Origin of the sequence: Nocardia sp. NPDC050713 (genome assembly GCF_040654315.1) — a bacterium.
Classification (GTDB): Bacteria; Actinomycetota; Actinomycetes; order Mycobacteriales; family Mycobacteriaceae; genus Nocardia.
Genome location: NZ_JBFAHS010000018.1, coordinates 176,546 through 197,576, shown reverse-complemented (window position 1 = coordinate 197,576; position 21,031 = coordinate 176,546). Strand labels below are relative to the sequence as shown.

Here is a 21,031-nt window from a genome sequence, read left to right as displayed (position 1 = left end):
CGCCCCCCCCGCCCGGCCGCGCCGCCCCCCGCCCGCCGCCCCCCCGCCCCCCCACCCCGCAACACACCAGCCCCCCCACCGGGCCCCCCAACACCCCAAAAACCGCCGCACCCGCGCCGGGGCCCCGTCCCCCCCCGGCCCCCGCGCTGGTATCAGACCAGCTCGGGTACGCGCAGATGCGCGAGTGCCAGCTCGAATTCGGCGACGTCGGTCACCCGGAGGCCCATGTGCTGGGTGTTGGTCTCACGAATCCGGGCGGCTTGCTCGCGGTTGCGGTCCATCGCCAAGGCGCTGTCGAACGTGGTGGAGGAGACGCCGCGTCCGGAGGACCGGTGGACCATCAGGCTCGCGCTGCAGAAACCCTCGAGCTCTTCCATCCCCGGGAGCGCGCGGGTCTTGTAGGTCTCGATCGCCGTGTCGGCTCGGTTCGGGTCGCCCTCGACCCAGACCACGCGTGCGCAGGCGCCCTCTTGCGTGCGATGGTCGCGGTGCAGCACCGCGATCTCCCATTCCTCGACTTCGGCGTTGCCGCGGAACGTCTCCGCGGCGCGCTCCCGGATCGGCCGGACCCGGACCGCGCTGTCGCGCATCGCCTGCTCGGTTTCCCACGCCGTCGTGATGATGCAACGCCCGGATCCTCGGTCGACCAGCAACGACAACCCGATACAGCCCTGCATGCCTTCGACAGCGGGCATTACTTCGTCGCGCACGTGCGCAATCCCGGCGTCTATGGCGGAGGGCTGCGCGTGAACAGTGGTAGAACGTGCGAACACGATCCACCCCCTTTCTGCACGAGGCAGCGCCCGGTGGCGCCACCGGTACATTCCACACTTCTCCGCCAGCGACTTTCAGGCAATAGGCCTCGCAAAGGGTTCACATGCTTCGCAAGGTGGCCTGGGCTGAGGCGTTGGCGCGGTCTGCGGGGACGGGCCTGCCACCGGTTGTGAGTCGGCGGCGGCCGGTGTTCGTGGGGAGCGGTTCGGCGGGTGCGGTGAGTCGGGACCGGCCCGGCGAAAGTTGGGGTCCGCCGGGCCGGTTCGAGTATCAGAGGAAGAGGTCGGTGGTGAGCTCGGCGTCGCCCGGGACGACGCGGTATTTGTCGAGGTCGGTGATGCCGTGGGCGGCGAGCACTTCGTCATCGATGAAGAAGTTGCCGGTGGTCTTCGCGGCGGGCGAGGTGAGTACCAGGTAGGCGGAGTCGGCGTAGATGTCGGGGGTGCGCGAGGTGGCGATCATCTGGTCGCCGCCGAGCAGGTTGCGGACGGCGGCGGTGGCGATGGTGGTGCGCGGCCACAGCGAGTTCACGCCGATGCCGTCGGTCTTCAGCTCTTCGGCCAGGCCGAGCGTGGTGAGCGACATGCCGTACTTGGCGATGGTGTAGCCGAGCGAGGCGCCCGCCCACTTCGGGTCCAGGTTCAGCGGCGGGGAAAGGGTCAGGATGTGCGGGTTGCGCCCGGCCTTGGCCGACTCGCGCAGGTACGGCAGGCTCAGCTTGGACAGCAGGAAGCTGCCGCGGCAGTTGATGTCCTGCATCAGGTCGTACTTCTTCATCGACAGGGCGTCGGTGTTGGACAGGTCGATCGCCGAGGCGTTGTTCACCACGATGTCGATGCCGCCGAAGCGTTCGACGGTCTGGCGCACCGCTTCGGCCACCGACTCGTCGAGGCGCACGTCGCCGACGAAGGGCAGCACCTGCCCGCCCGCCTCCTCGAGTTCCGCCGCCGCGGTGTGGATCGTGCCGGGGAGCTTGGGGTGCGGCTGATCGGTCTTGGCGATCAGCGTGATGTTGGCGCCGTCGGCCGCGGCGCGCTTGGCGATCTCCAGACCGATGCCGCGGCTGCCGCCCGACATGATCAACGTCTTGCCCGCCAGCGGCTTCGAACCCGGTTCCGTCATGACCTGCTCCTGTCGTTCGTGCCGCGGACGAGACGCGCCCGCGACGCCACGTCTCGCAGGCTAAGCGTAGCGCAGTCCCCTATGCAACTAGTTGCATAGGGGACTGCTTACCTCAGGGAATCAGCGCCGTGACCCTCGCTCCCGATACATCTGACGTTGCTGTTTCCTGATGCCGCGCCAGGCGCGGTCGCGTTCGGCCTGCAAGCGCTTGTCGGCCCTGGCCTCCATCCACGCGTTCTCCTTGCCGAGCTTGCGATAGCTGTCGAACCGGCGCTGGGTGAGGGCCCCGGTCTCGATGGCCTCGCGCACCGCGCAGCCGGGTTCGCCCTCGTGCGAGCAGTCGCCGAATCGGCAATGCGCGGCGAAGGTCTCGATGTCGCTGAAGGTCTTCTCGATGCCATCGGCGGCGTCCCACAGGCCGATGCCACGCAGACCAGGAGTGTCGATGAGCGTTCCGCCGTTGGGCAGCGGGCGCAGCTCCCGGTGCACGGTGGTGTGCCTGCCCTTCTTGTCCACCGCGCGAACGGCGTTGGTGGCGAACACTTCCGCGCCGAGCAGCGCGTTGGCCAGCGTCGACTTGCCCGCGCCGGACGGGCCGATCAGCGCGACCGTCCCGTCGAGAACGGCGGTGAGCACATCGATCCCGTGCCCGCTGCTCGCGCTGACCGCGAGCACCGTCGCGCCGGGTGCGACGGCCTGCACCGTCTCGATCGGAATGTCCTCGGCCGCATCGGCTTTGGTGAGCACGACGACCGGTCGCGCGTTGCTCTCCCAGGCCAGGGCGAGCATCCGTTCGATCCGGCCGAGGTCGACGTCGCCGTCGGCGGGTGTGCAGACCAGCACGGTGTCGACGTTGGCGGCGAGCACTTGGCCCTCGGACCGCCGCGAGGCCGTGGAGCGCACGATCGCGGAGCGGCGCGGCAGCAGCGCGCGCACGTTGCGCTGCGCGTCGAGGCTCACCCAGTCGCCGGTGCACAAGCCGCTCGGATCGGCATCGGAGCGCGGGCATTTCGCGCGCGCCCAGCCGTCCGGCGTCGCCACATCGCATTCACTGCGATCCATCCGGATCACCCGCGCGGGCACGTACCCGTCATCGATGAGCGCGGCGTATTCATTGGCTACGGCTTCCGTCCAGCCGTAGGGAACGAGCAGGTCGTAGTCGACCATGATGGGAAGAATCCATTCGTCGGGCGCCGAACCCGACCCGGGTTCAGCGAGAGGAAACAGAGGTGGAGTGCGGTGCGGCGGCACGCGGCAGCGCGGCGCACACGGGCACGACAACCCGGACATTCGTCGTCACGATCTCCACCTCCTCACTTCCGTCTCGAACCGCCAACTTCCCAAGACCCTGCCAGACACCCGACACCCCCGCAACCGATTTATCGCCCGCTACCCGGCTGCCCGCATCGAGCGCACACCTTCGCGCTCGGACGGGCTGGATTGCCTACCCGACGCAGCGGGCGCACGCCGAAATCGGCGGTAATCGAATGGCGGCTCGGTCTGCGCCGGGGTCGGAATTACTTCTCCGGCTTCCCGAACTGCTCGTTTCGCCCGAGCGAGCGCAAGTGGAACCACTCCTTCAGTCCCGCGGGATCGCGGCGGGTGACGAGGAAGAACCAGGAGAATCGGATCCACTCCTGCGGCAACAGCTTTCGCATACCCGGCTGAGCCATCAGGTAGCCGCGGTTGCGGTAGGTGAAGTAGCGCTTCACCGGATCGTCGGGGTACTGGGTGTGCATCCGGCCGCCCAGGATCGGCTTGAACTCGGCGGCGCCGTTGGGATGCAGGTAGGCCGTCTGCAGGCAGGTGCCGAAGGGTAGGCCCGAGCGGACCAGCCTGCGGTGCACCTCGACCTCGTCACCGCGCACGAACAGGCGTAGGTCCGGCACGCCGATCAGGTCGACCGCCGCCGTGGCGATGAGCGCGCCGTTGAACAGCGACGCGATGCCCGGCAGGAAGTCCTCGTCGCCGAGCTCGGAACGCAGCCGCCGCCACACCACGCCGCGGCGCAGCGGGAAGGCCAGCCGGTCCGGGTCATCGATGTCGCAGACAACGGGGGAGACCTCTGCGAGGCCGTGCCGCTTCGCGCAGTCCAACAAGGTGGCGAGCACCTCGGCGCCTTCGGGCCTGCCGTCGTCGTCGGCCAGCCACACCCAGTCCGCGCCCTGGGACAGCGCGTGCAGGATGCCGAGCGCGAAACCGCCCGCGCCACCGAGGTTGTGGGCCGAGCCCAGGTAGGTCGTCTCGACCGGCTGCTGCTGCACCAGTTCGGCGACCTCGGGTTCGTTGCCGTTGTCGATCACGATGAGGTGATCGACCGGTCGCGACTGCGAGGCGACGACCTTCAACGATTCGGCCAGCAGGTCACGGCGCTTGTGGGTGACCACGACTGCGATGATGCGGGCGTCCGGCCCGGTGTCGGTGGGCGTGTAGACGACCTCCGGCGCGGGCGAGTCGACCGGGGCGTCGGCCCCAGCGCTGATCGGGGCGTTCTGCCCGGTCGGCTCGTTCATGCGTTGTTCCGCTCCAGTTCTCGTGCGCTGTCCTCGGTCTTTTCGGTCGCCGCCCGCTCCGCTGCCATTTCCTTCAGCACGGTCGCGACATGGTTTCCGGCGTCCGGACCCTCGTAGGCGCGCACCACCTCTTCGATGCCGCCGCGCAAACGGATCTGTCCGTGATCGATCCACAGCGCGGAATCGCAGAGTTGAGCGAGGAATTCGTTGGAATGGCTGGCGAACACCAGGATGCCAGAACGCGCGACGAGTTCCTGTAACCGCAGCCGCGCTTTTTTCATGAATTCCGCGTCGACCGCGCCGATGCCCTCGTCGAGCAGCAGAATCTCCGGGTCGATGGAGGTCACCACGCCCATCGCCAACCGCACCCGCATACCGGTCGAATAGGTGCGCAAGGGCATCTGCAGATATTCGCCGAGCTCGGTGAACTCCGCGATCTCGTCGATCTTGGAAAGCATCTGCTTGCGGGTCTGGCCGAGGAAGAGCCCGCGAATGATGATGTTCTCGTAACCGGAGATCTCCGGGTCCATGCCGACGCCGAGATCGAACACCGGCGCCACCCGCCCGCGAATGCGCGCGCTACCCCGCGACGGTTCGTAGATGCCCGAAAGCAGCCGCAGCAACGTGGATTTCCCGGCGCCGTTGTGGCCGACCAGGCCGACCCGGTCGCCCTCTTTCAGCGACAGCGTGATGTCGCGCAGCGCTTCGACCACCACCACGTCGGACTGGTTGCGCCCGATGGCGCCGCCCGCCTTGCCGAGGAACGCCTTCTTCAGTGACCGCGATTTGGCGTCGAAGATCGGGAACTCGACCCACGCCTGACGGGTTTCGATACTCACACGGCTCATCGCAGCGGCTCCTATACCCAGTACGGTACGCGCGAACGGTACTGCTTCATGGCGAAGGCGGCGACGATCCAGCCCACCACGGTGATCGCGCCGACGATCACCCAGTGCCGAAGCTCCTGCGGCTCGCCGAGCAGCGGAGCGCGCACGATCTCCAGGTAGTGGAAGGTAGGGATGATCTCCACCAGCCGGGCCCGATCGCTCGCGCCGCCGATCTGCTCTTCCAAGGTCTTGGTCGTCCACATCACCGGCGTCAGCACGAACAGCATCAGCGTGGTGCTGCTGAGAATCGGCGCGATATCGCGGTATCGGGTGCTGAAGATGCCGAACACGATCGACACCCACATCGAATTCAGGAAGATCAAGCCGATCGCGGGTATCGCGAGCAGGCTCGACCAGCGCAGGTTCTCCCATATACCGAACGCGGCGAGCAGCACCACATAGATGACCATGTTGTGCGCGAAGAACAGCAAGTGCCGCCACACCAACCGGTAGATGTGCACGCTGAGCGCGGACGGAAGCTGTTTGATCAAGCCCTCGTTGGCGATGAACACCTCCGAGCCCTCGAGAATGCTCGCCTGGATCACATTCCAGACGATCAACCCGACGGTCACGTACGGCAGGTATTCGCGCAGCGGCTGATCGAGCAGCGTCGCGTACAGGATGCCCATCGCCGCGGCCTGCACGCCGGTCGCGATGGTGATCCAGAACGGGCCGAGCACCGAGCGCCGGTAGCGCTGCTTGATGTCCTGCCAACCGAGCGAGAGCCATAGTTCGCGCTGACTGAAGCCGTCGCGCATGTCCTTGATCGCGCGCCGGAAGGTCTGCGAGTCGGAGGGCAGCGGCGGCATCGCCTCGGCTCCGCTCGGTTGCGCCGGCGCGGTGCTCTCGGCACTCACCGGACCCTCTTCGGTGGTCTCGGAACTGTCAGAACGCAAGCTGTCATCTGAACGCACTGGGCTCTCTTCAGGACGCGCCGAACTCTCGTCGGAGTCGGGGCGAGCGGCAGCGGCGGGCACGGTGCTCGACCCTACCCCTGCATCCTCGCACCGGGTCCGCTGGTACACGCGGGACGCGCGAAACTCCTCACCCGCGAAGCGGGGTTACAGATACTGGCCCGAACCGCCCATCGACTGGTCGCCGCGCCCGCCGCGCGGGTCGACGGTGTGGATGCCGGGCGGCAGCGCGCCCTGACGCATCTGCTCGAGCTGCGCGCGGGCCGCCATCTGCTGGGCGAACAGCGCGGTCTGGATGCCGTGGAACAGGCCCTCCAGCCAGCCGACCAGCTGGGCTTGGGCGATCCGTAGTTCGGCGTCGGACGGCACCGCGTCGTCGGTGAAGGGCAAGGTCAGCCGCTCGAGCTCGTCGCGAAGTTCCGGCGCGAGGCCCTGCTCGAGCTCGCGCACAGAGGACTTGTGGATCTCCCTGAGCCGGGTGCGGCTCGCGTCGTCGAGCGGAGCCGCGCGCACCTCCTCGAGCAGCTGCTTGATCATGGTGCCGATACGCATGACCTTGGCGGGCTGTTCCACCATGTCGGCGAGCGATTCGCCCGAGTCGTCGCGGTCGTCCGAGCCGTCGGTCTTCTTGTCGCTGTCGGTGACCACCTGTCCGGTCAGCGGGGTGCCCGCGTCGGCCGGGATGACCAGCGGCTGCCCGTCGGGTCCGACCACGACGATGGAATCGGGTGACTCATCCGAGTGCGTCATGTTCCCTATCATGTCGCGTACTCGCCGAAGGCGCTAAACGGGGCAGTCGCCGAAGGCGCTGAACGGGGCAGTCGCCGAAGGCGCTGAACGGGGCAGTCGCCGGACGCGCTGAACGGGCCGGTCCCGGTGCAGGCGGGTCGGTGCCGCGGCAGGGCGGCGCCGACTATTCTGTGCGGGTCGTGTGGTTCGGATTTTGCTGAAAGTCGGTTGCCATGCTGATTCGAATGCCCAGCTCCGCGGCGCCCTCGAAGCCGCGGCCGGGTGCCGATGGCCGGTCCGGGCGGGGTCCCTCGCCGTCGCGTTCGCGAGCGGCCGGGGAGGGGAAGGCGGTTACGCAGCCTCGCCCGCTGCCCTTAGAGTGGCCAACATGACTTACGACGTCGCGAGGGTTCGGGGCCTGATACCGTCCCTGGGCGACGGCTGGATCCACCTCGATCCGCAGGCGGGCATGCTTGTCCCTGACTCGGTATCTCGTGCCGTGTCAACGGGTTTCCGCACGTCGTCGTTCTCCCATATCGGCCGCAACGGCGCCGCGGTGCGCAGCGCGGCCATCCTCGACGCCGCCCGCGAGGCCGTCGCCGACCTGGTCGGCGGCGATCCGGCGGGCGTCGTGCTCGGCCCGGATCGGGCGGTGCTGCTCGCCTGGCTCGCGGAGTCGCTCAGCTCCCGGCTCGGCCTCGGCACCGGGATCGTGCTGTCCCGCCTGGACGACGAGGCCAATGTCGCGCCCTGGCTGCGGATCGCCAATCGATACGGCGCGCACGTGCGCTGGGCCGAGGTCGAGATCGAGACCTGCGAGATGCCGTCCTGGCAGTTCGAGGAGCTGATCGGGCCGACGGCACGACTGGTGGCGCTCACCGCGGCCTCGCCCATCGTCGGCTCCGCGCCCGCCGTGCGGGTGGCGGCCGACCGCGTGCACGAGGTGGGCGGTCTGCTCGTCGCCGACGCGTTCGGCGCGGCGCCGTACGCTCTCATCGATATCGACGAACTCAACGCCGACGTGGTCGCGCTGAGCGCGCCCGCGTGGGGCGGGCCGCAGATCGGCGCGCTGGTGTTCCGCGATCCCGCGTTCCTGGACCGGATTCCGTCGATGTCGTTGAATCCGTACGCGAAAGGCGCCGAACGGCTCGAGGTCGGCGGGCACCAGTACGCGCTGCTGGCGGGTCTCACCACGTCGATCGACTTCTTGGCCGGTCTCGACGAGCGGGCCACGGGCACCCGCCGCGAGCGGCTGGAAATCTCCATCACCTCGCTGCAGGACTACCACGACCAGCTGTTCGAGCACCTGATGGACGTGCTGGACAAGATCCCGAACCTGACCGTGATCGGCCGCGCCTCCACCCGCATCCCGACCGTCAGCTTCACCATGGCCGGGATGCAGGCGGAGAAGATCGCCGCCAAACTGGCCGACGCCCGTATCGGCACGCTCAGCGGCGTGCACGGCGGAAGCAGGCTGCTCGACGCGCTCGGCGTCAACGACGAGGGCGGCGCCGTGACCGTCGGACTCGCGCCCTACACAACCAAATTCGAGATCGATCAGCTCGGCCGCGCGCTCGGCGCGCTGGAGTGAGGCGGGATCAGCTCGCGTCCACCCGCAGGACGACCTTGCCGAACGTGTCGGCGGCGTCCAGCATCCGATGCGCCTCGGCGGCCTCCGCGATCGGCAGTTCGGCGTGGATCACCGGCACGATGGTGCCGTCGGCGATCAGCGGCCAGACGTGCCCGCGCACCTCGGCGATGATCTCGGCCTTGCTTCCCGCGCCAGTGGCCGGGCGGTTGCGCACGTTGGTCGCGTGCACCGAACCCCATTTCGACAGCAGCGCGCCCAGGTTCAGCTCGCCCTTCACCCCGCCCTGCATGCCGATCACCACCAGGTGGCCGTGCTCGGCCAGCGCCTCGACATTGCGGGACAGGTAGGCCGCGCCCATGTTGTCGAGGATGATGTCGGCGCCCGGCCCGTTCGCGCCGGACCGCTCGGCGCGGACCGCGGCGACGAAATCGTCCTCGCGATAGTTGATCAGCACGCTCGCGCCGAGTTCGGCGCAGCGCGCGAGCTTCTCGGCCGAGCCCGCGGTGACCGCCACCCGCGCGCCCTTGTGCACCGCCAGCTGGATGGCGTGCGTGCCGATGCCACTGCCGCCGCCGTGGATCAGCACCAGCTGACCCGCGCGCAGACCGGCCGTCATCACCAGGTTCGACCACACTGTCGCCGCCACTTCGGGAAGCGCCGCCGCCGCGGCGAGGTCCAAACCGTCCGGCACCGGAAGGACCTGTCCCGCCGGGACGACCACGCGCTCGGCATAGCCGCCGCCGGACAGCAGCGCGCACACCCGGTCGCCGACCCGCCAGTCCCGCACACCCTCGCCGACCTCGGCGACGACGCCCGAGCACTCCAAACCGATGATCTCGCTGGCGCCCGCGGGCGGGTTGTAGCGGCCTTGGCGCTGGAGCAGATCCGCGCGGTTCACCCCCGCGGCCACCACGTCGATCAGCACCTCGCCGTGACCGGGCACAGGGTCTGGGGCCTTGCCCCAGGTGAGTACTTCCGGTCCGCCGAATTCGGTCAACTCGATCGCGCGCATCAACCCATAGTGCCCGCCGACCGCTCGACGAACCACCGATCGGCCGAGGACCCTGCGGGAACGGACACAACGGACTAGCGTTCCCCGCGTGAGCAGCTTCATCGACTTCCAGAACGAGATCTACCTGGGCGGATTGGGCGGCATCGTGCCCGAATTGCCCATGACGGCCGCGGGTTTGGAAAGACGCGCGAAGGAAGTCCTCGGACCTGCCGAGTACGCCTACGTCGCGGGCAGCGCGTCGGCGGAACGCACCGCGGCGGCCAACCGCGCCGCCTTCGACAGGTACCGGATCATTCCCCGCATGCTGCGCGGCACCACCGGTCCCGGCGCGCGCGATCTCTCCGTGGAAGTGCTCGGCACCCGGCTGGCCGCGCCCGTGCTGACCGCGCCGATCGGCGTTCTCGAACTGATGCACGAGGGCGGCGAGGTGATCGTCGCCGAGGTCACGAAGGAACTCGGGATCGGGTCGGTGCTGTCCACCGCGGCCTCGTCCACCATCGAGGAGGTCGGCGCGGCGGCGGGCGAATGGTGGTATCAGCTCTACTGGCCGAACGATCCCGAGCTGGCGCGGTCCTTCGTGCAGCGGGCCGAGCGCGCCGGGGCGAAGGCCATCGTGGTCACCGTCGACACCCCGACCCTCGGCTGGCGGCCGCAGGATCTGGAGCTCGCGCACCTACCGTTCCTGCACGGCAAGGGCATCGCCAACTATCTGTCCGACCCGGTGTTCCGCGCGAAGCTGCCGACGCCGCCCGAGGAGAGCGAGGACGCCATGCGAATCGCGATCCTCACCTGGGTCGGGTTGTTCGGCAACCACAATCTGCGCGCCGCCGACCTCGCCCACCTGCGCGAATGGACCGATCTGCCGATCGCAGTGAAGGGCATCCTGCATCCCGACGACGCTCGCCTCGTGGTGGACGCTGGTGCCGACGCGGTGGTGGTGAGCAACCACGGCGGCCGACAGGTCGACGGCTCGATCGCGGCGCTCGACGCGCTGCCCGCGGTCGTCGCGTCCGTCGGTGACCGCGCCGACGTGCTGTTCGACTCCGGCGTGCGCAGCGGCTCCGACGTGCTGATCGCGCTCGCGCTCGGCGCCAAGGCGGTGCTGTACGGGCGGCCGTACGCGTACGGTCTCGGCATCGCGGGCCGCGACGGCGCCCGGCACGCGCTGCGGCTGCTGCTCGCCGACCTGGACTCGGCGCTCGGGTTGTCCGGATGCGCGAACGTCGCCGACCTGAATCGCGGCACGATCGCCGCCGTCCGGTGAACAGAACCGGGGTTTGCCCAGTTCAGGGCCGCTTAGAATAGGGCGGTGGAACCCGAACCAAGCGGTCGCACGGCCGAGCCCCGCTGGCTGAGCCCGACGGAGCAGCAAGCATGGCGCTCCTACATGGACGGCCATCAGCGGCTGATGACGGCGCTGAACAAGCAGTTGCAGCGCGACAGCGATCTCAGTCTCGCCGAATACCGAATCCTGGTGCTGCTCTCCGAAGCGCCGGGCCGCGCGCTGCGCATGAGCGAACTCGCCGACGGTGTGCTTTCCTCCCGCAGCAGGCTCACCCACCAGATCCGGCGCATGGAAGCGCAGCACATGGTGCGCCGCAACACTTGCGAAGAGGACGGCCGCGGCGTCGTCGCCGAGCTCACCGACGAGGGCATGCGCCGCCTCGAAGCGGCCGCCCCCGGCCACGTCGAAGCCGTCCGCACCGACTTCATCGACCTGCTCGTCCCCGAACACCTCGCCGTCGTCGGCGAGGTGTTCGCCCGCATCGACAAGATAATCGGCGAGCGAGCCGATTGAGCCGTCCGTTAGGATCGTGGGCCTGGAGACGTGGCAGAGCGGCCGAATGCACTCGCCTTGAAAGCGAGCGTCGCGAGAGCGACCGGGGGTTCAAATCCCTCCGTCTCCGCCACGGACGCCCAGGTCATGCTGTTGGCCTGCGGCGTCGCCGATTTCGAATCGGTCGAACACCCGCCGTCTTGTCACGACTTGTCACAACCGCGTTCAACGTCCGGGCCGCTTCGGCCAGCGCGTCGGGCTGGCTGTGGACGTAAGTCCGCATCGTGAACGCGGCGTCGCAGTGCCCGAGCCATGCCGACACGACCGCAATCGGCACGTTCTGGAGGTGCAGCAGAGTACCGCAGGTGTGCCGGGCATCGTGCAAACGGACGTGACGCACTTCGGCGGATTCACAGACCCGGTGCCATTCTCGCGACAACCTGCCCGGGTGCACCGGGTATCCGGCTTCGTCGCACACCACGTACTTGCCCGGCCCGTAGCAAGTGCCCAGCTCCAGCCGTTCCGCCGCCTGGGCAGCCTTGGCGCGTTTCAGTGCGTCCACGATCACCGGCGTGAGTGGCAAGGTTCGCTTCGACTTTTCTGTCTTGGTCTCCTTCTCGATGACCTCACCGTCGACCTGAATACGAGTGTTCGTGATGGTCACCGTTCCGGCGCTGAAATCCACGTCGCTCCAACGCAATCCGGCGATCTCCCCACGTCGGAGCCCGGATAGCGCCAGGTGCCATGCGTGCCCATCGCGGAGCCGATCCGCGACCGCCAGCACCTTCCGCACGTCGGCCGCGTCGTAGGTGTCCATCTCCTTCCGCGATCCCGGTACCCGATCAACCAGGTTCGCGACATTGCGCGCCAAACGGCCCTGCCCCATCTGCGAGTCGAGCACCTTGCCGACAATCCGCAGCATCGGGTTTACGGTCTGGGCATTCCACGTCTTGCAGGGCCGTCCGTGCGCGTAGACGAATTCGCCGTCTTGCAGATCGCTCACGAGGTTGTCGAGGTGAGCCTTGGACAATTGCTGAATAGGCAGCGGGCCATGGCGATCACGGAGTGGCTGGAGGGCATGGCGGTAGGCCGCTTTCGTGCTCGTACCGATCCGTTTGCCGTCGAGCCACTCCGCGCACGCCTGTTCGATCGTGACCACCGACCGAGCAACGTAGGTGCCACGTGACACCGCCGAACTCACTTCGGCCAGCGCATCGCGGGCTTCCTTTTCCGTGCGGTAGCGCTTGCGTGTCTGCCGACGTTTCCCAGTCACCGGATCGGTACCAGCCTCGGCGGTCACCTCATAGCGAATCGCGCCGCTCTTGAGCGTGATTTTCTCGATCTGCGGCGGCAGCTGCCTTCTACTCATGCCGCAGCCTGGTCGAGCCCGGAGATGTAGTCCGAGACGGCCTGCTCGGTGACGAAGCGACGACGACCGATCTTGACCGACCGCAACGCGCCGGAGCCGATCAGCTCGTAGTACTTGCTGTGCCCGATCGGGATCAGCTTGCGAACCTCGGCCTCGTTGAGCAATTTGGACATGGCGGATTCCTCCCTATGCTGCCATCTGAGTGTGCGAATCATGTTGCACTGCAACGGTTTCACGTGAAACGGAGTCGTCACCCGGTGGCCCTTCGTCACGCGCGAGCATGGCCGTCTCGTACTCGGCGCGTTGACTGATCTTGAGCGCGACCAACGCCATGATCAGGTGTGACCGAGGGGGCGCGTCCCGGTCACCCGGACCGACCGGAGTGATCCGCAGGTGTGAGGTATCGGGCGGGAAGATGCCGAGCGCGGCCAGTTTCTCGCGGACGAATTCCATGCGTTCGGCTTTGTGGTCGGGCAGGGTCTTGCCGCTCCATTTGCGGGAGTTGCCGCACCGTTTGCCCGGGACGCCGATCAGGTCACGGCGATGGTTCTTGCCCCGGCAACGACCCGGTTGGGTCTTGTCCGTGGCTCCCTTGGGGACGATGCCGTAGCGCAGCCACACCGCGCACGTCTTCGAACACGGGGTGCGTTGCAGTTCGGCGTGCAACCGGTCGTAATGGCGGTTGACCCGTGGACTGTCGGACTCCAGGATTTCGCCGACCGACTTGGTGAGGTACTTCGTCAGGTAGGCCACCTTGCGATCCATTTCCGGTGTCCCGGCGAGGATCTGAACCGGTTTGGACTCGGCCCCGAACTTCATGGTGTGGGCCGGTTCCAGGTCGTCCACCGAGTCGATGACCGTCATCGCGTCATCCCACCCCGTCAACGCCCGCCTGGTCCTCGGGTCCACGAAGGTGCCCGCCCGGTGATCCCAGACCGGCATGTGACCGTCGGTGTACACCTCGTTCTCGGGGTCGAAGTGCGGCCACCAGATGTTGCGGTAGGTCGCCGCGGTCACCGCGTAGAGCAGCTTGGTCGGGATCGAACCCCGGATAGCCAGATGGATGTGTGGCGCGCCGCGTTTCTGCGGCTCGACACTGGCCCAGTACTGCACGTCCCAGCCGACCGCGCGGCGAAGGTTGATGATCCAGTGATCGAACAACGTCTTCATGTGCATGATGTCTCGAGCAGCACCGGCATAGTCGTAGGACTCCGGATCGACCGGCGACCCATCCGAGACCCACGCACCGCGCTTGTCCTTGCCACCCTCGGGGTCCCACACCCGATTGATCCGGCCGTAGGACGGCATGGTCAGGGTCCAGAACGTCGAGGGCCGATACTTGCCGTTCGCATACGCCGTGCCGATCGTGGTCCGCGCAACCTTCTTACGCGGCAGGTCCGGCAGATCATCCCGCCGACGAGTCGACTTCGCCCGACGACGAGGTGCCGGGTCCAACAACGGGAGACGGCCCCGCACACCGAGCTCCCGCAACTCGACATCCAGATCGGCCACCAGGGTCTTGACCGCTTCGGCGAGTTCGTGATCACCCTCCCGGCGTGCGTCGTGGTAGTTGCTGAACAACTCGGCACGAGCCGCCAACACCTCCGCCTGGCCGCGAGTCACCACCGGTTCCGGCTGCACCGGCTCGTGCTCGGCACACCACCCCTCCCGCAGCTGGGTCACCCGCACGTACTTGTTTGCCTTCGCGCACGCCGGGCAGGTCGTCGCCACGGTCGCCTTGCACGGAGCACCGACGTAGGAGACACGACCAGTCTTCGGGTCAAAGGCCCGCATCGGCACCACCCGAGCGCACACGCCCTGTTCCTCGGCCACCGATTCGGCGATATCGCGAAGATCCGGCATCGCGCGACGCTCAGCAGCGGTCTGACGATTCGGCGCAACGGCACCGACCGGAGCGGAGGCGGCCGTCACGCCGTCACCCCCAGCACCTCACTGGCCTTCTCCAGCGCTTCCAGACGCCCGGTCAGCCGGTCCAGACGAGCAGCCACGATCAGCAACCGGTCCAGTACCTCGGACAGCGGCACACCCGCGCCCACCAAAGCAGCCGCAGCGGGCACCGCGCCATCGAGCGGCCACAGCTCGGCCATCGAGCGGCCCACCGCCGAGGCCACCGCATGACGGGTCACCGGATGCGGACGACGCCCCTGTGACACCCACCGCTGCACGGTCTTCGCATCCACACACACCCGCTCGGCCAGCAGTGCCGGAGTCATCCCGGCATTCAGAATCGCCTCACGCAGAACAGCATTCGCAGCCATGATCAGTGCCCCGCGTAGTAGACCTGGCCAGACCGCGACACCACAGTCGGGGCCGGAACGTTCGTCCGCCGCACCCGCTCCGGGCGAAGCTCGATCACCTCGGCCGCCACCTCCTGAGCCCCCGGCTCGATCAGGCCACCGAAGCAGTTGCAGCGCGTGACAGCCGTCTCCCGATCGCGGTGACCGTTCACGTACTCGCTGCCACCGCAGCGCCTGCACACCTCCCACACCGTGCCCGCGTGCATCTCGATGCACCGCGCCGACGTGCAGTTCTGCGTCAAGCAGTACAGGCACCAACCCGCCAAGTTCAGACGCGACGGACGAACGGCAAAGGACGGAAGTTGCTGGGAACGCTCTACACTGGACATGCTTCAGGGCTCCAATCCCATCGAGGCACTGACCGAGGTAGGTAGCCGCCTAGCCTCGGTGTCTGAAGCTCCCCGGTGACTGCGAATCATCGGGGAGCTTTTTCGATCCCCCACGTCGTGCCTGCGAAGCACTCCGTGTGTCTTTAGGTCTTCCTGAAGACCGTATGTCTAGTAGAGCACTGAGGTCGATGGAGGTCAAGTCTTCCTGAAGACTTATAATCAAATCCGGACGCCACCAGCGACAGACAGGGCACCCCGTGGACGGAACCAGCGCATTCGCACCGAAGTACCGGCGCATCGCGGAGGAAATCCGCCACCAGATCGATACCGGAGATCTTCGCCCAGGCCAGCAGCTACCAACGGAAACCGAACTGACCGAACGCTTTCGGGTGAGTCTCCCAACCGTCCGGCAGGCGTTGGGAGTGCTTCGGTCAGAGGGGCTGATCGAGTCGCGCCATGGCATCGGCTCCTTCGTCAAGGAGACTGACCGACTCCAGCGGCCGGGGTGGCGGCACTACGGACGAGCACGTGCGGATCAGAAGTTGCTCACCCCGCACCTGCGGCACGACATCGTGTTCGCGGGAATCGAGCCAGTGCCCACCCATGTGGCCGACCTCTTCCCGCCCGGCACCACACAGGTTGTGACGCGTCGCCGACACCTGTTCGATAAGGAGACCGGACGCCCCGAGGAAATCGGCGCGAGCTACATCCCTACGAGCTTCGCCGCGGGGACCTACATCGAGGAGCCGACAGTGGTTCCGAAGGCACTGTTTTTGTGCATTGAAGAGCTGTCGGGGAAGCGATACGCGAAGGCAGTCGATCGGCTCATCGCACGACTCGCGACGGCCGACGAACTGGCGATCCTTGAGCTTGCCAACGGCGCACCGGTGGTCCACGTCGTCCACTGCGCGAAGGCCGAGGACGGAACGGTTCTCGAAGTTGCCGAGTCGATTTGGCCCGCCGAGCGCACCGTCATCGTGAACGAATACCCAATCACGACTGACTGACCGTAGCGCTCACCAAGCGACAGCGGCCCCTGATTCGCTGGCCGTCACTGTGCGCGGGTTGTTGCTGAATTTCGCTATATAGAGTCAAGGCGCAGCAGCGGCGCGTGCCGCGCCGCCAGGGCGACATGGACTCTCACCCAGCGCACACAGCATCAGCCCGGAGCGTGGACGGGCGCACAGCTGCCCGAGTCTGAATTGCTGAACGAATCCGGCGAGCCCGATCCGGCTGGCCTCATGCCCGAGTCGGCAGGCGCCGGCGGGCCCCGATTCCGCTACGGAGGTACTGCCGCACGAGCTTCGCTCGCTTGCCTCATAGACCATCTGCCGCGCACCGAGCCGTGGTCATTCCCAGCCGATCCGATCTCAACCTCAAGCCCCGGTCCTACTCACTCGCTGACCGGCTGACCTGCGTGGATGAATTGCTGAATGAAATCCGGCGGCAGCCTTGGGAGTGGAGCGACCTTCGGCCGCTTGGCCCTGGACTGTGTTGGCCTGCATTGTGTTCACGCGCCCCTCCAGCGTCAAGGGTGGGCCGTTGGCCCATCAGCGAAGCTGACGCCCGTTGGGCGCCCTTGACCCTGGAGCCTCTACGCGCGAAGGGCAGGCCCTATAGGGCAGGCGGGTAGCCCGCCCCCGATGTGTGCAGGCCACCACAGACCAGCGCCAGTGATGGCACCCAGCGATGTCACGGAATCTGTCACATGTCACGCAGACGACCCCGGACATGACGAAACCCCCACGGAAGCTTTTCGCACTTCGCGTAGAGGAACGGACGTCAGCGAACTACCCGCAGACACCAAGATTTCGACTTGAAAGCGAGCGTCGCGAGAGCGACCGGGGGTTCAAATCCCTCCGTCTCCGCTCCGCTCATGGGTGGCCCATGCCCACGGAAAGCGTGGGCCTGGTTCGCTTCGCGATGTTTTGTGGGGGTGCAACCCCCACGCCCCGCCCGGCGGGCTTCGCCCCCGGACCCCCAGCTTGTGGTTGGGCTGAGCATGATTCGGATACTTGGCTCAGGGATGCGGAGACTCGAGTCGTCGAGCTGTCCGCTCAGGGCGAGGATCTTCCTTTCTCAGCTGGTGCCACGGCTGTCGCCTGCTCGAGCGCGGCGCTAGCTCGCGACTCGGAGGGTGTCGCGGGGTTGGGCCGATGGTGCCCAGGTCGATGCGGCGGGCAGGATTATGCGGTGCGCCACCGCGATTCCGGCTAGCAGCAGCACCGCGATGATGGCGTCGAGCCAGTAGTGGTTGCCGGTGCCGATCACGATGACGGTGGTGAGGGCGGGGTGGGCGAGGGCGAGCCAGCGCCAGCGGGTGCGGGTCGCGGCGATCATGGCGACGGCGAGCAGCAGGGCCCAGCCGACGTGGAGGGAGGGCATGGCGGCGAATTGGTTCGACATGCCGTCGGAATGTGATGGGCCGTAGACGGATTGACCGTGCAGGGCGGCGAGGTCGACGAATCCGCGTTCCGGCAGCATGCGTGGTGGGGCGAGTGGCAGCAGGACGTGCAGCAGCAGGCCCGTGCCGGTCAGCCCGACCATGAGGTTGCGCGTCAACCGGTAGTGCTGGGGGCGGAAGATCCACAGCCACACGATCACACCGACGGCGACGGTGAAGTGCGCTGTCGCGTAATAGAAGTTGGCCGAGAAGGCCAGCGGATCCCAACGTAGAAACGGCGCCTGCACGGTGGTCTCCGCCATCATCCCGAGCCGGTCTTCGACAGCGAGGAGATCGTGCGCGTTGCCGAAGGCGCGCGCGGTGTCGTCCGCCGTGATCAGCCGCCCGAACCGATAACCGAGATAGAGCACGGTGATCAGCGCCAGCTGCCGGATCGCCTCCCCGCCGCGGCCGTGCACCGCCGCCCGCCACCGTTCGAGCGTTCCGGCGACCGAAGCCCCGAGTTCCAGCCGCGGACCGGGAAAACCGACAGCCACCATCGCCCGTGGCCTCCTTCGCCATTGAACAAAACGCCCGAAACGTTTAACCGGAGGTACATACTCCGTTTACCGTAACAGCGTCTGCGCGTTGGCAAACCGGTCTGTGACCCGAGGAACAGCTCGGGTCGGACCGGCGGGGCCTCAGGTGGTTTCGCGGCGGACGAAGTTGGGGCGCAAGTTGTCGTCGGGCGGGTCGAAGTAGCGGTGGAAGGTCGGGGTGAGGCCGGCGGAGATCGGCGGGTTGATCCAGCTCCAATCGGTGGGGCAGGCGCGGCCCGCCGCCTGCTCCTTCGCCACGTGGTCGCAGAACTGTTTCGCGACGGTGTGATGGTCGACGATGTGCACGCCTGACTTGCGATAACTGTGCAGCACAGCGCGATTCAGTTCGACGAGGGCCTGGTCGCGCCAGAGGGTGCGCGGATGCGAGGTGTCCAGGCCCATCATGTCGGCGATCAGCGGGAGCATGTTGTAGCGGTTGGTGTCGCTGAGATTGCGCGCGCCGATCTCGGCGCCGACGTACCAGCCGTTGAACGGCGCGAACGGGTAGGTCACGCCGCCGATCTCCAGATTCATGTTGGAAACAGCGGGCACCGCATGCCATTTCAAGCCGAGCCCGGCGAACCAGTCGAAGTCGGGATGCTCGATGTGCACCTCGCGGGCCAGCTCCCTCGGCACGTCGAACCACCTGATCGGTTCGTCGGGCGTGCTGATCAGCACCGGCAGGATGTCGAACGGCGTGCCCGCGCCGCGCCAGCCGAGCTTCCTGGCGAACTCGGTGATCGCGACATTGGCGGCGTCGCCGGTGACCGTCCCGTCGCCGTTGCGGTAGCCCGCGTAGCGCAGCAACTGCGGACTGACGATGCGGTACTCGCGCCCGTCACCCTGTCGCGGCGGACCGACGGTGATCATGGACTGCACCGCGCCGCCGTTGGTCGCCATGTGCAGGTGCTGCCAGCACACCTCGGCCAGGTCGCGCGCCGAGCGCACCCGCCGCGCGTCGAGCAGTTTCAGTGAGCGCCAATGCTTTCGGCCGACACAGCGGGCGTGATTGCGCCAAGCCAGCTTGGCCCCGATCAAAATCTCCTCGGCGGTCTGTAGGTAAGTGCCGGTCTGGCGCAGCTGTTCCAGCGCGGTGCGGCGGCGCTGCGCGCAGAGGTGGGCGAGTTCGGGTTGTCGGTAGAAGTCGTCGCACTCGCGCAGGCGACGGGCCAGCGCCATATCCAAAGGCGCGGTGTCGGCGGTGGTTTCGAGCGGCGGTACGGGCAATACGTGGTTCACGATCTTTTCTCCGGTCGGGCATCAGGTACTGCGGCGAAACAGACGGACACAACGATCGAGCAGAGAATTCGCGCGCGGGGGCGCGTCGGACACACCCGTCTGGTCGGTGGCGCGCGGTCCGGCGTTAGCAAGACTCGCCGAATTAGCCTCTGCGTAGCCGGAAAACCGATCGGGCGGTGTGGACGCGGGCGCGCGGAAGGCCGACCTCTGCCGGGGTCACGGCTGTGTGCGGTCATCGCGGTCCCCATCGACGCCTGAAGAATCGCCCGAGTGGGAGCGTAAGGCCGGTGTGCTGGCGGTGTGCCCGAATTCGAAACAATCGTGAACGCCCGGATCGCGAAAGTGGCGCTCGTCACAAATCTTTCGAATGTGGGCAGGGACTCGAGATGGCGGCCCCCGTTCTGGCACCATGGCAAGCATGCTGTCTCGGCGTTGGGCGCGGCGACGGCTCGCAGTCGTCGCCATGAGCGCCGCATTGCTCATCGGTGCTTTCGGCGCAGGCGCGCCTCTCTCGATGGCCGCGCCCGACAAGCCGAGCACCGGCTCCTCCGACGGACCCGCTCCGGCCGAGCCCACCACAGCGGCGCCCGCCACGCCCGCGATCGAGCGCATCGAACCGATCACCGACCGCCGGGTGCGTGTATTCGTGAAGTCGCCCGCGATGAGCCGCACCGTGCAGGTGCAGGTGCTGCTGCCGCGTGACCAGAGCCGCAGCAGGCCAACCGTCTACATGCTGGACGGGCGCAGCGCCGAACCCGACACCAACAATTGGATCGAGCTCGGCAAGGCCGACCGGTTCTTCGAAGACAAAGACGTGAACGTGGTGCTCACCGTCGGCGGCCCGGCCAGCTTCTACACCGACTGGCAGCGGCCCGACCCGGTGCTCGGCACCAACCAGTGGGAGACCTTCCTGACCAGGGAACTCCCGCCGCTCATCGACGCGGAGTTCGACGGCAACGGGCGCAACGCGATCATGGGCGTCTCGATGGGCGCCGAGGCCGCGATGATGCTCTCCTTCCGCAGGCCGGAGCTCTACCGCGCCGTGGCCGCGCACAGCGGCTGCTTCTCCACGGGCACCGATATGGGCCAGGCCCAGGCGCGCGCCGTGGTGGCCACCTATCAGGGCGAGCCGGACAACATGTTCGGCGACGAGAACGACCCGGACTGGCTCGCCCACGACGTGCTGCTGCACGCGGAAGCGCTGCGCGGCAAGGCGATCTACCTGTCCGTCGGCAGCGGTCTACCGGGCAAGTACGACGCGCCGGGCAACCCGGACCTGGTCAGCACCATCGCCTTCGGCGGACCGCTGGAGGCGGCGACCAACGCGTGCACCCGCAGGCTGGTCGACCGGTTCACCTCGCTCCGGATTCCGGTAACCGCGAATTTCCGTGCCACCGGGACGCATTCGTGGCCGTACTGGGGCGACGAGCTCGCCACGTCATGGTCGACGATCTACCCCGCGATCCGCTGACGCG

20 protein-coding genes and 1 tRNA gene are annotated in these 21,031 nt (G+C 67.4%); 6 read left to right on the top strand and 15 right to left on the bottom strand.

Annotated features, from left to right (window positions below):
• Window positions 1–152: 152 nt before the first annotated feature.
• The 7 genes from AB0H49_RS28785 to AB0H49_RS28755 form a co-directional block, all read right to left on the bottom strand.
• Complete coding sequence (locus tag AB0H49_RS28785) at window positions 153–773, bottom strand: antibiotic biosynthesis monooxygenase (protein ID WP_354998117.1); 621 nt, start codon at window positions 771–773, stop codon at window positions 153–155.
• 271 nt (window positions 774–1,044) lie between these two features.
• The gene (locus AB0H49_RS28780) at window positions 1,045–1,896 is read right to left on the bottom strand and encodes an NAD(P)-dependent oxidoreductase (protein ID WP_357255895.1); all 852 of its coding nucleotides are present in this window, start codon (window positions 1,894–1,896) and stop codon (window positions 1,045–1,047) included.
• Window positions 1,897–2,016: 120 nt separating this feature from the next.
• Window positions 2,017–3,063 (bottom strand): ribosome small subunit-dependent GTPase A, encoded by a 1,047-nt coding sequence (gene rsgA, locus AB0H49_RS28775; RefSeq protein ID WP_357255893.1) that lies wholly within the window; start codon window positions 3,061–3,063, stop codon window positions 2,017–2,019.
• A 350-nt stretch (window positions 3,064–3,413) separates the two neighbouring features.
• Window positions 3,414–4,409: a glycosyltransferase family 2 protein gene (locus tag AB0H49_RS28770; RefSeq protein ID WP_354998114.1), complete on the bottom strand. Its 996-nt coding sequence runs from the start codon at window positions 4,407–4,409 to the stop codon at window positions 3,414–3,416.
• Window positions 4,406–5,257, bottom strand: coding sequence for an ABC transporter ATP-binding protein (locus tag AB0H49_RS28765; RefSeq protein WP_354998113.1), 852 nt, complete (start codon window positions 5,255–5,257; stop codon window positions 4,406–4,408). Before AB0H49_RS28765 ends, AB0H49_RS28770 begins: the two co-directional genes overlap by 4 nt.
• Before the next feature lie 11 nt (window positions 5,258–5,268).
• A complete protein-coding gene (locus tag AB0H49_RS28760; RefSeq protein ID WP_354998988.1) occupies window positions 5,269–6,105 on the bottom strand; it encodes an ABC transporter permease in 837 nt (278 codons plus the stop codon).
• Window positions 6,106–6,357: 252 nt separating this feature from the next.
• Window positions 6,358–6,960, bottom strand: a complete 603-nt coding sequence (locus AB0H49_RS28755) for a bacterial proteasome activator family protein (protein WP_354998112.1) — start codon at window positions 6,958–6,960, stop codon at window positions 6,358–6,360.
• 367 nt (window positions 6,961–7,327) lie between these two features.
• On the opposite strand from AB0H49_RS28755, the gene AB0H49_RS28750 reads away from it, so the two are divergent.
• Entirely contained in the window at window positions 7,328–8,530 is a 1,203-nt protein-coding gene (locus AB0H49_RS28750) for a cysteine desulfurase-like protein (RefSeq protein ID WP_357255890.1), read from the top strand.
• A 7-nt stretch (window positions 8,531–8,537) separates the two neighbouring features.
• On the opposite strand, the gene AB0H49_RS28745 is transcribed toward AB0H49_RS28750, so the two are convergent.
• Window positions 8,538–9,542: an NAD(P)H-quinone oxidoreductase gene (locus AB0H49_RS28745; RefSeq protein WP_357255888.1), complete on the bottom strand. Its 1,005-nt coding sequence runs from the start codon at window positions 9,540–9,542 to the stop codon at window positions 8,538–8,540.
• Between the two features lie 88 nt (window positions 9,543–9,630).
• Between AB0H49_RS28745 and AB0H49_RS28740 the strand changes: the two genes are divergently transcribed.
• From AB0H49_RS28740 to AB0H49_RS28730, 3 genes are all read left to right on the top strand, one after another.
• Window positions 9,631–10,806 carry an alpha-hydroxy-acid oxidizing protein gene (locus AB0H49_RS28740; protein WP_357255886.1) on the top strand — a complete coding sequence of 392 codons (1,176 nt, stop codon included), beginning with the start codon at window positions 9,631–9,633 and terminating at the stop codon, window positions 10,804–10,806.
• 123 nt (window positions 10,807–10,929) lie between these two features.
• Window positions 10,930–11,340 carry a MarR family transcriptional regulator gene (locus tag AB0H49_RS28735; RefSeq protein WP_354998987.1) on the top strand — a complete coding sequence of 137 codons (411 nt, stop codon included), beginning with the start codon at window positions 10,930–10,932 and terminating at the stop codon, window positions 11,338–11,340.
• A gap of 24 nt (window positions 11,341–11,364) precedes the next feature.
• Window positions 11,365–11,452: transfer RNA gene (locus tag AB0H49_RS28730), tRNA-Ser, on the top strand.
• A 12-nt stretch (window positions 11,453–11,464) separates the two neighbouring features.
• On the opposite strand, the gene AB0H49_RS28725 is transcribed toward AB0H49_RS28730, so the two are convergent.
• The 5 genes from AB0H49_RS28725 to AB0H49_RS28705 all read right to left on the bottom strand — a co-directional run bounded on the left by AB0H49_RS28725 (window position 11,465) and on the right by AB0H49_RS28705 (window position 15,335).
• A complete protein-coding gene (locus AB0H49_RS28725; protein WP_357255884.1) occupies window positions 11,465–12,688 on the bottom strand; it encodes a site-specific integrase in 1,224 nt (407 codons plus the stop codon).
• Complete coding sequence (locus AB0H49_RS28720) at window positions 12,685–12,861, bottom strand: excisionase (protein WP_357255882.1); 177 nt, start codon at window positions 12,859–12,861, stop codon at window positions 12,685–12,687. Before AB0H49_RS28720 ends, AB0H49_RS28725 begins: the two co-directional genes overlap by 4 nt.
• A 13-nt stretch (window positions 12,862–12,874) precedes the next feature.
• Window positions 12,875–14,551, bottom strand: a complete 1,677-nt coding sequence (locus AB0H49_RS28715; RefSeq protein ID WP_357255880.1) for a replication initiator — start codon at window positions 14,549–14,551, stop codon at window positions 12,875–12,877.
• A gap of 65 nt (window positions 14,552–14,616) precedes the next feature.
• Window positions 14,617–14,967, bottom strand: coding sequence for a helix-turn-helix transcriptional regulator (locus AB0H49_RS28710; RefSeq protein WP_357255878.1), 351 nt, complete (start codon window positions 14,965–14,967; stop codon window positions 14,617–14,619).
• 2 nt (window positions 14,968–14,969) lie between these two features.
• The gene (locus AB0H49_RS28705) at window positions 14,970–15,335 is read right to left on the bottom strand and encodes a hypothetical protein (RefSeq protein ID WP_357255876.1); all 366 of its coding nucleotides are present in this window, start codon (window positions 15,333–15,335) and stop codon (window positions 14,970–14,972) included.
• A 257-nt stretch (window positions 15,336–15,592) separates the two neighbouring features.
• Between AB0H49_RS28705 and AB0H49_RS28700 the strand changes: the two genes are divergently transcribed.
• Window positions 15,593–16,342, top strand: a complete 750-nt coding sequence (locus AB0H49_RS28700) for a GntR family transcriptional regulator (RefSeq protein ID WP_357255874.1) — start codon at window positions 15,593–15,595, stop codon at window positions 16,340–16,342.
• Window positions 16,343–17,453: 1,111 nt separating this feature from the next.
• Here the strand turns inward: AB0H49_RS28700 and AB0H49_RS28695 are convergent.
• Together AB0H49_RS28695 and AB0H49_RS28690 are read right to left on the bottom strand one after the other, a co-directional pair.
• Window positions 17,454–18,278, bottom strand: a complete 825-nt coding sequence (locus AB0H49_RS28695; protein WP_357255872.1) for a phosphatase PAP2 family protein — start codon at window positions 18,276–18,278, stop codon at window positions 17,454–17,456.
• A gap of 141 nt (window positions 18,279–18,419) precedes the next feature.
• On the bottom strand, window positions 18,420–19,496 hold the full coding sequence (locus tag AB0H49_RS28690) for a nitric oxide synthase oxygenase (protein ID WP_354998986.1): 1,077 nt from the start codon (window positions 19,494–19,496) through the stop codon (window positions 18,420–18,422).
• Window positions 19,497–19,974: 478 nt separating this feature from the next.
• Between AB0H49_RS28690 and AB0H49_RS28685 the strand changes: the two genes are divergently transcribed.
• Window positions 19,975–21,027: an alpha/beta hydrolase family protein gene (locus AB0H49_RS28685; protein ID WP_354998104.1), complete on the top strand. Its 1,053-nt coding sequence runs from the start codon at window positions 19,975–19,977 to the stop codon at window positions 21,025–21,027.
• The last annotated feature ends 4 nt before the right edge of the window (window positions 21,028–21,031 follow it).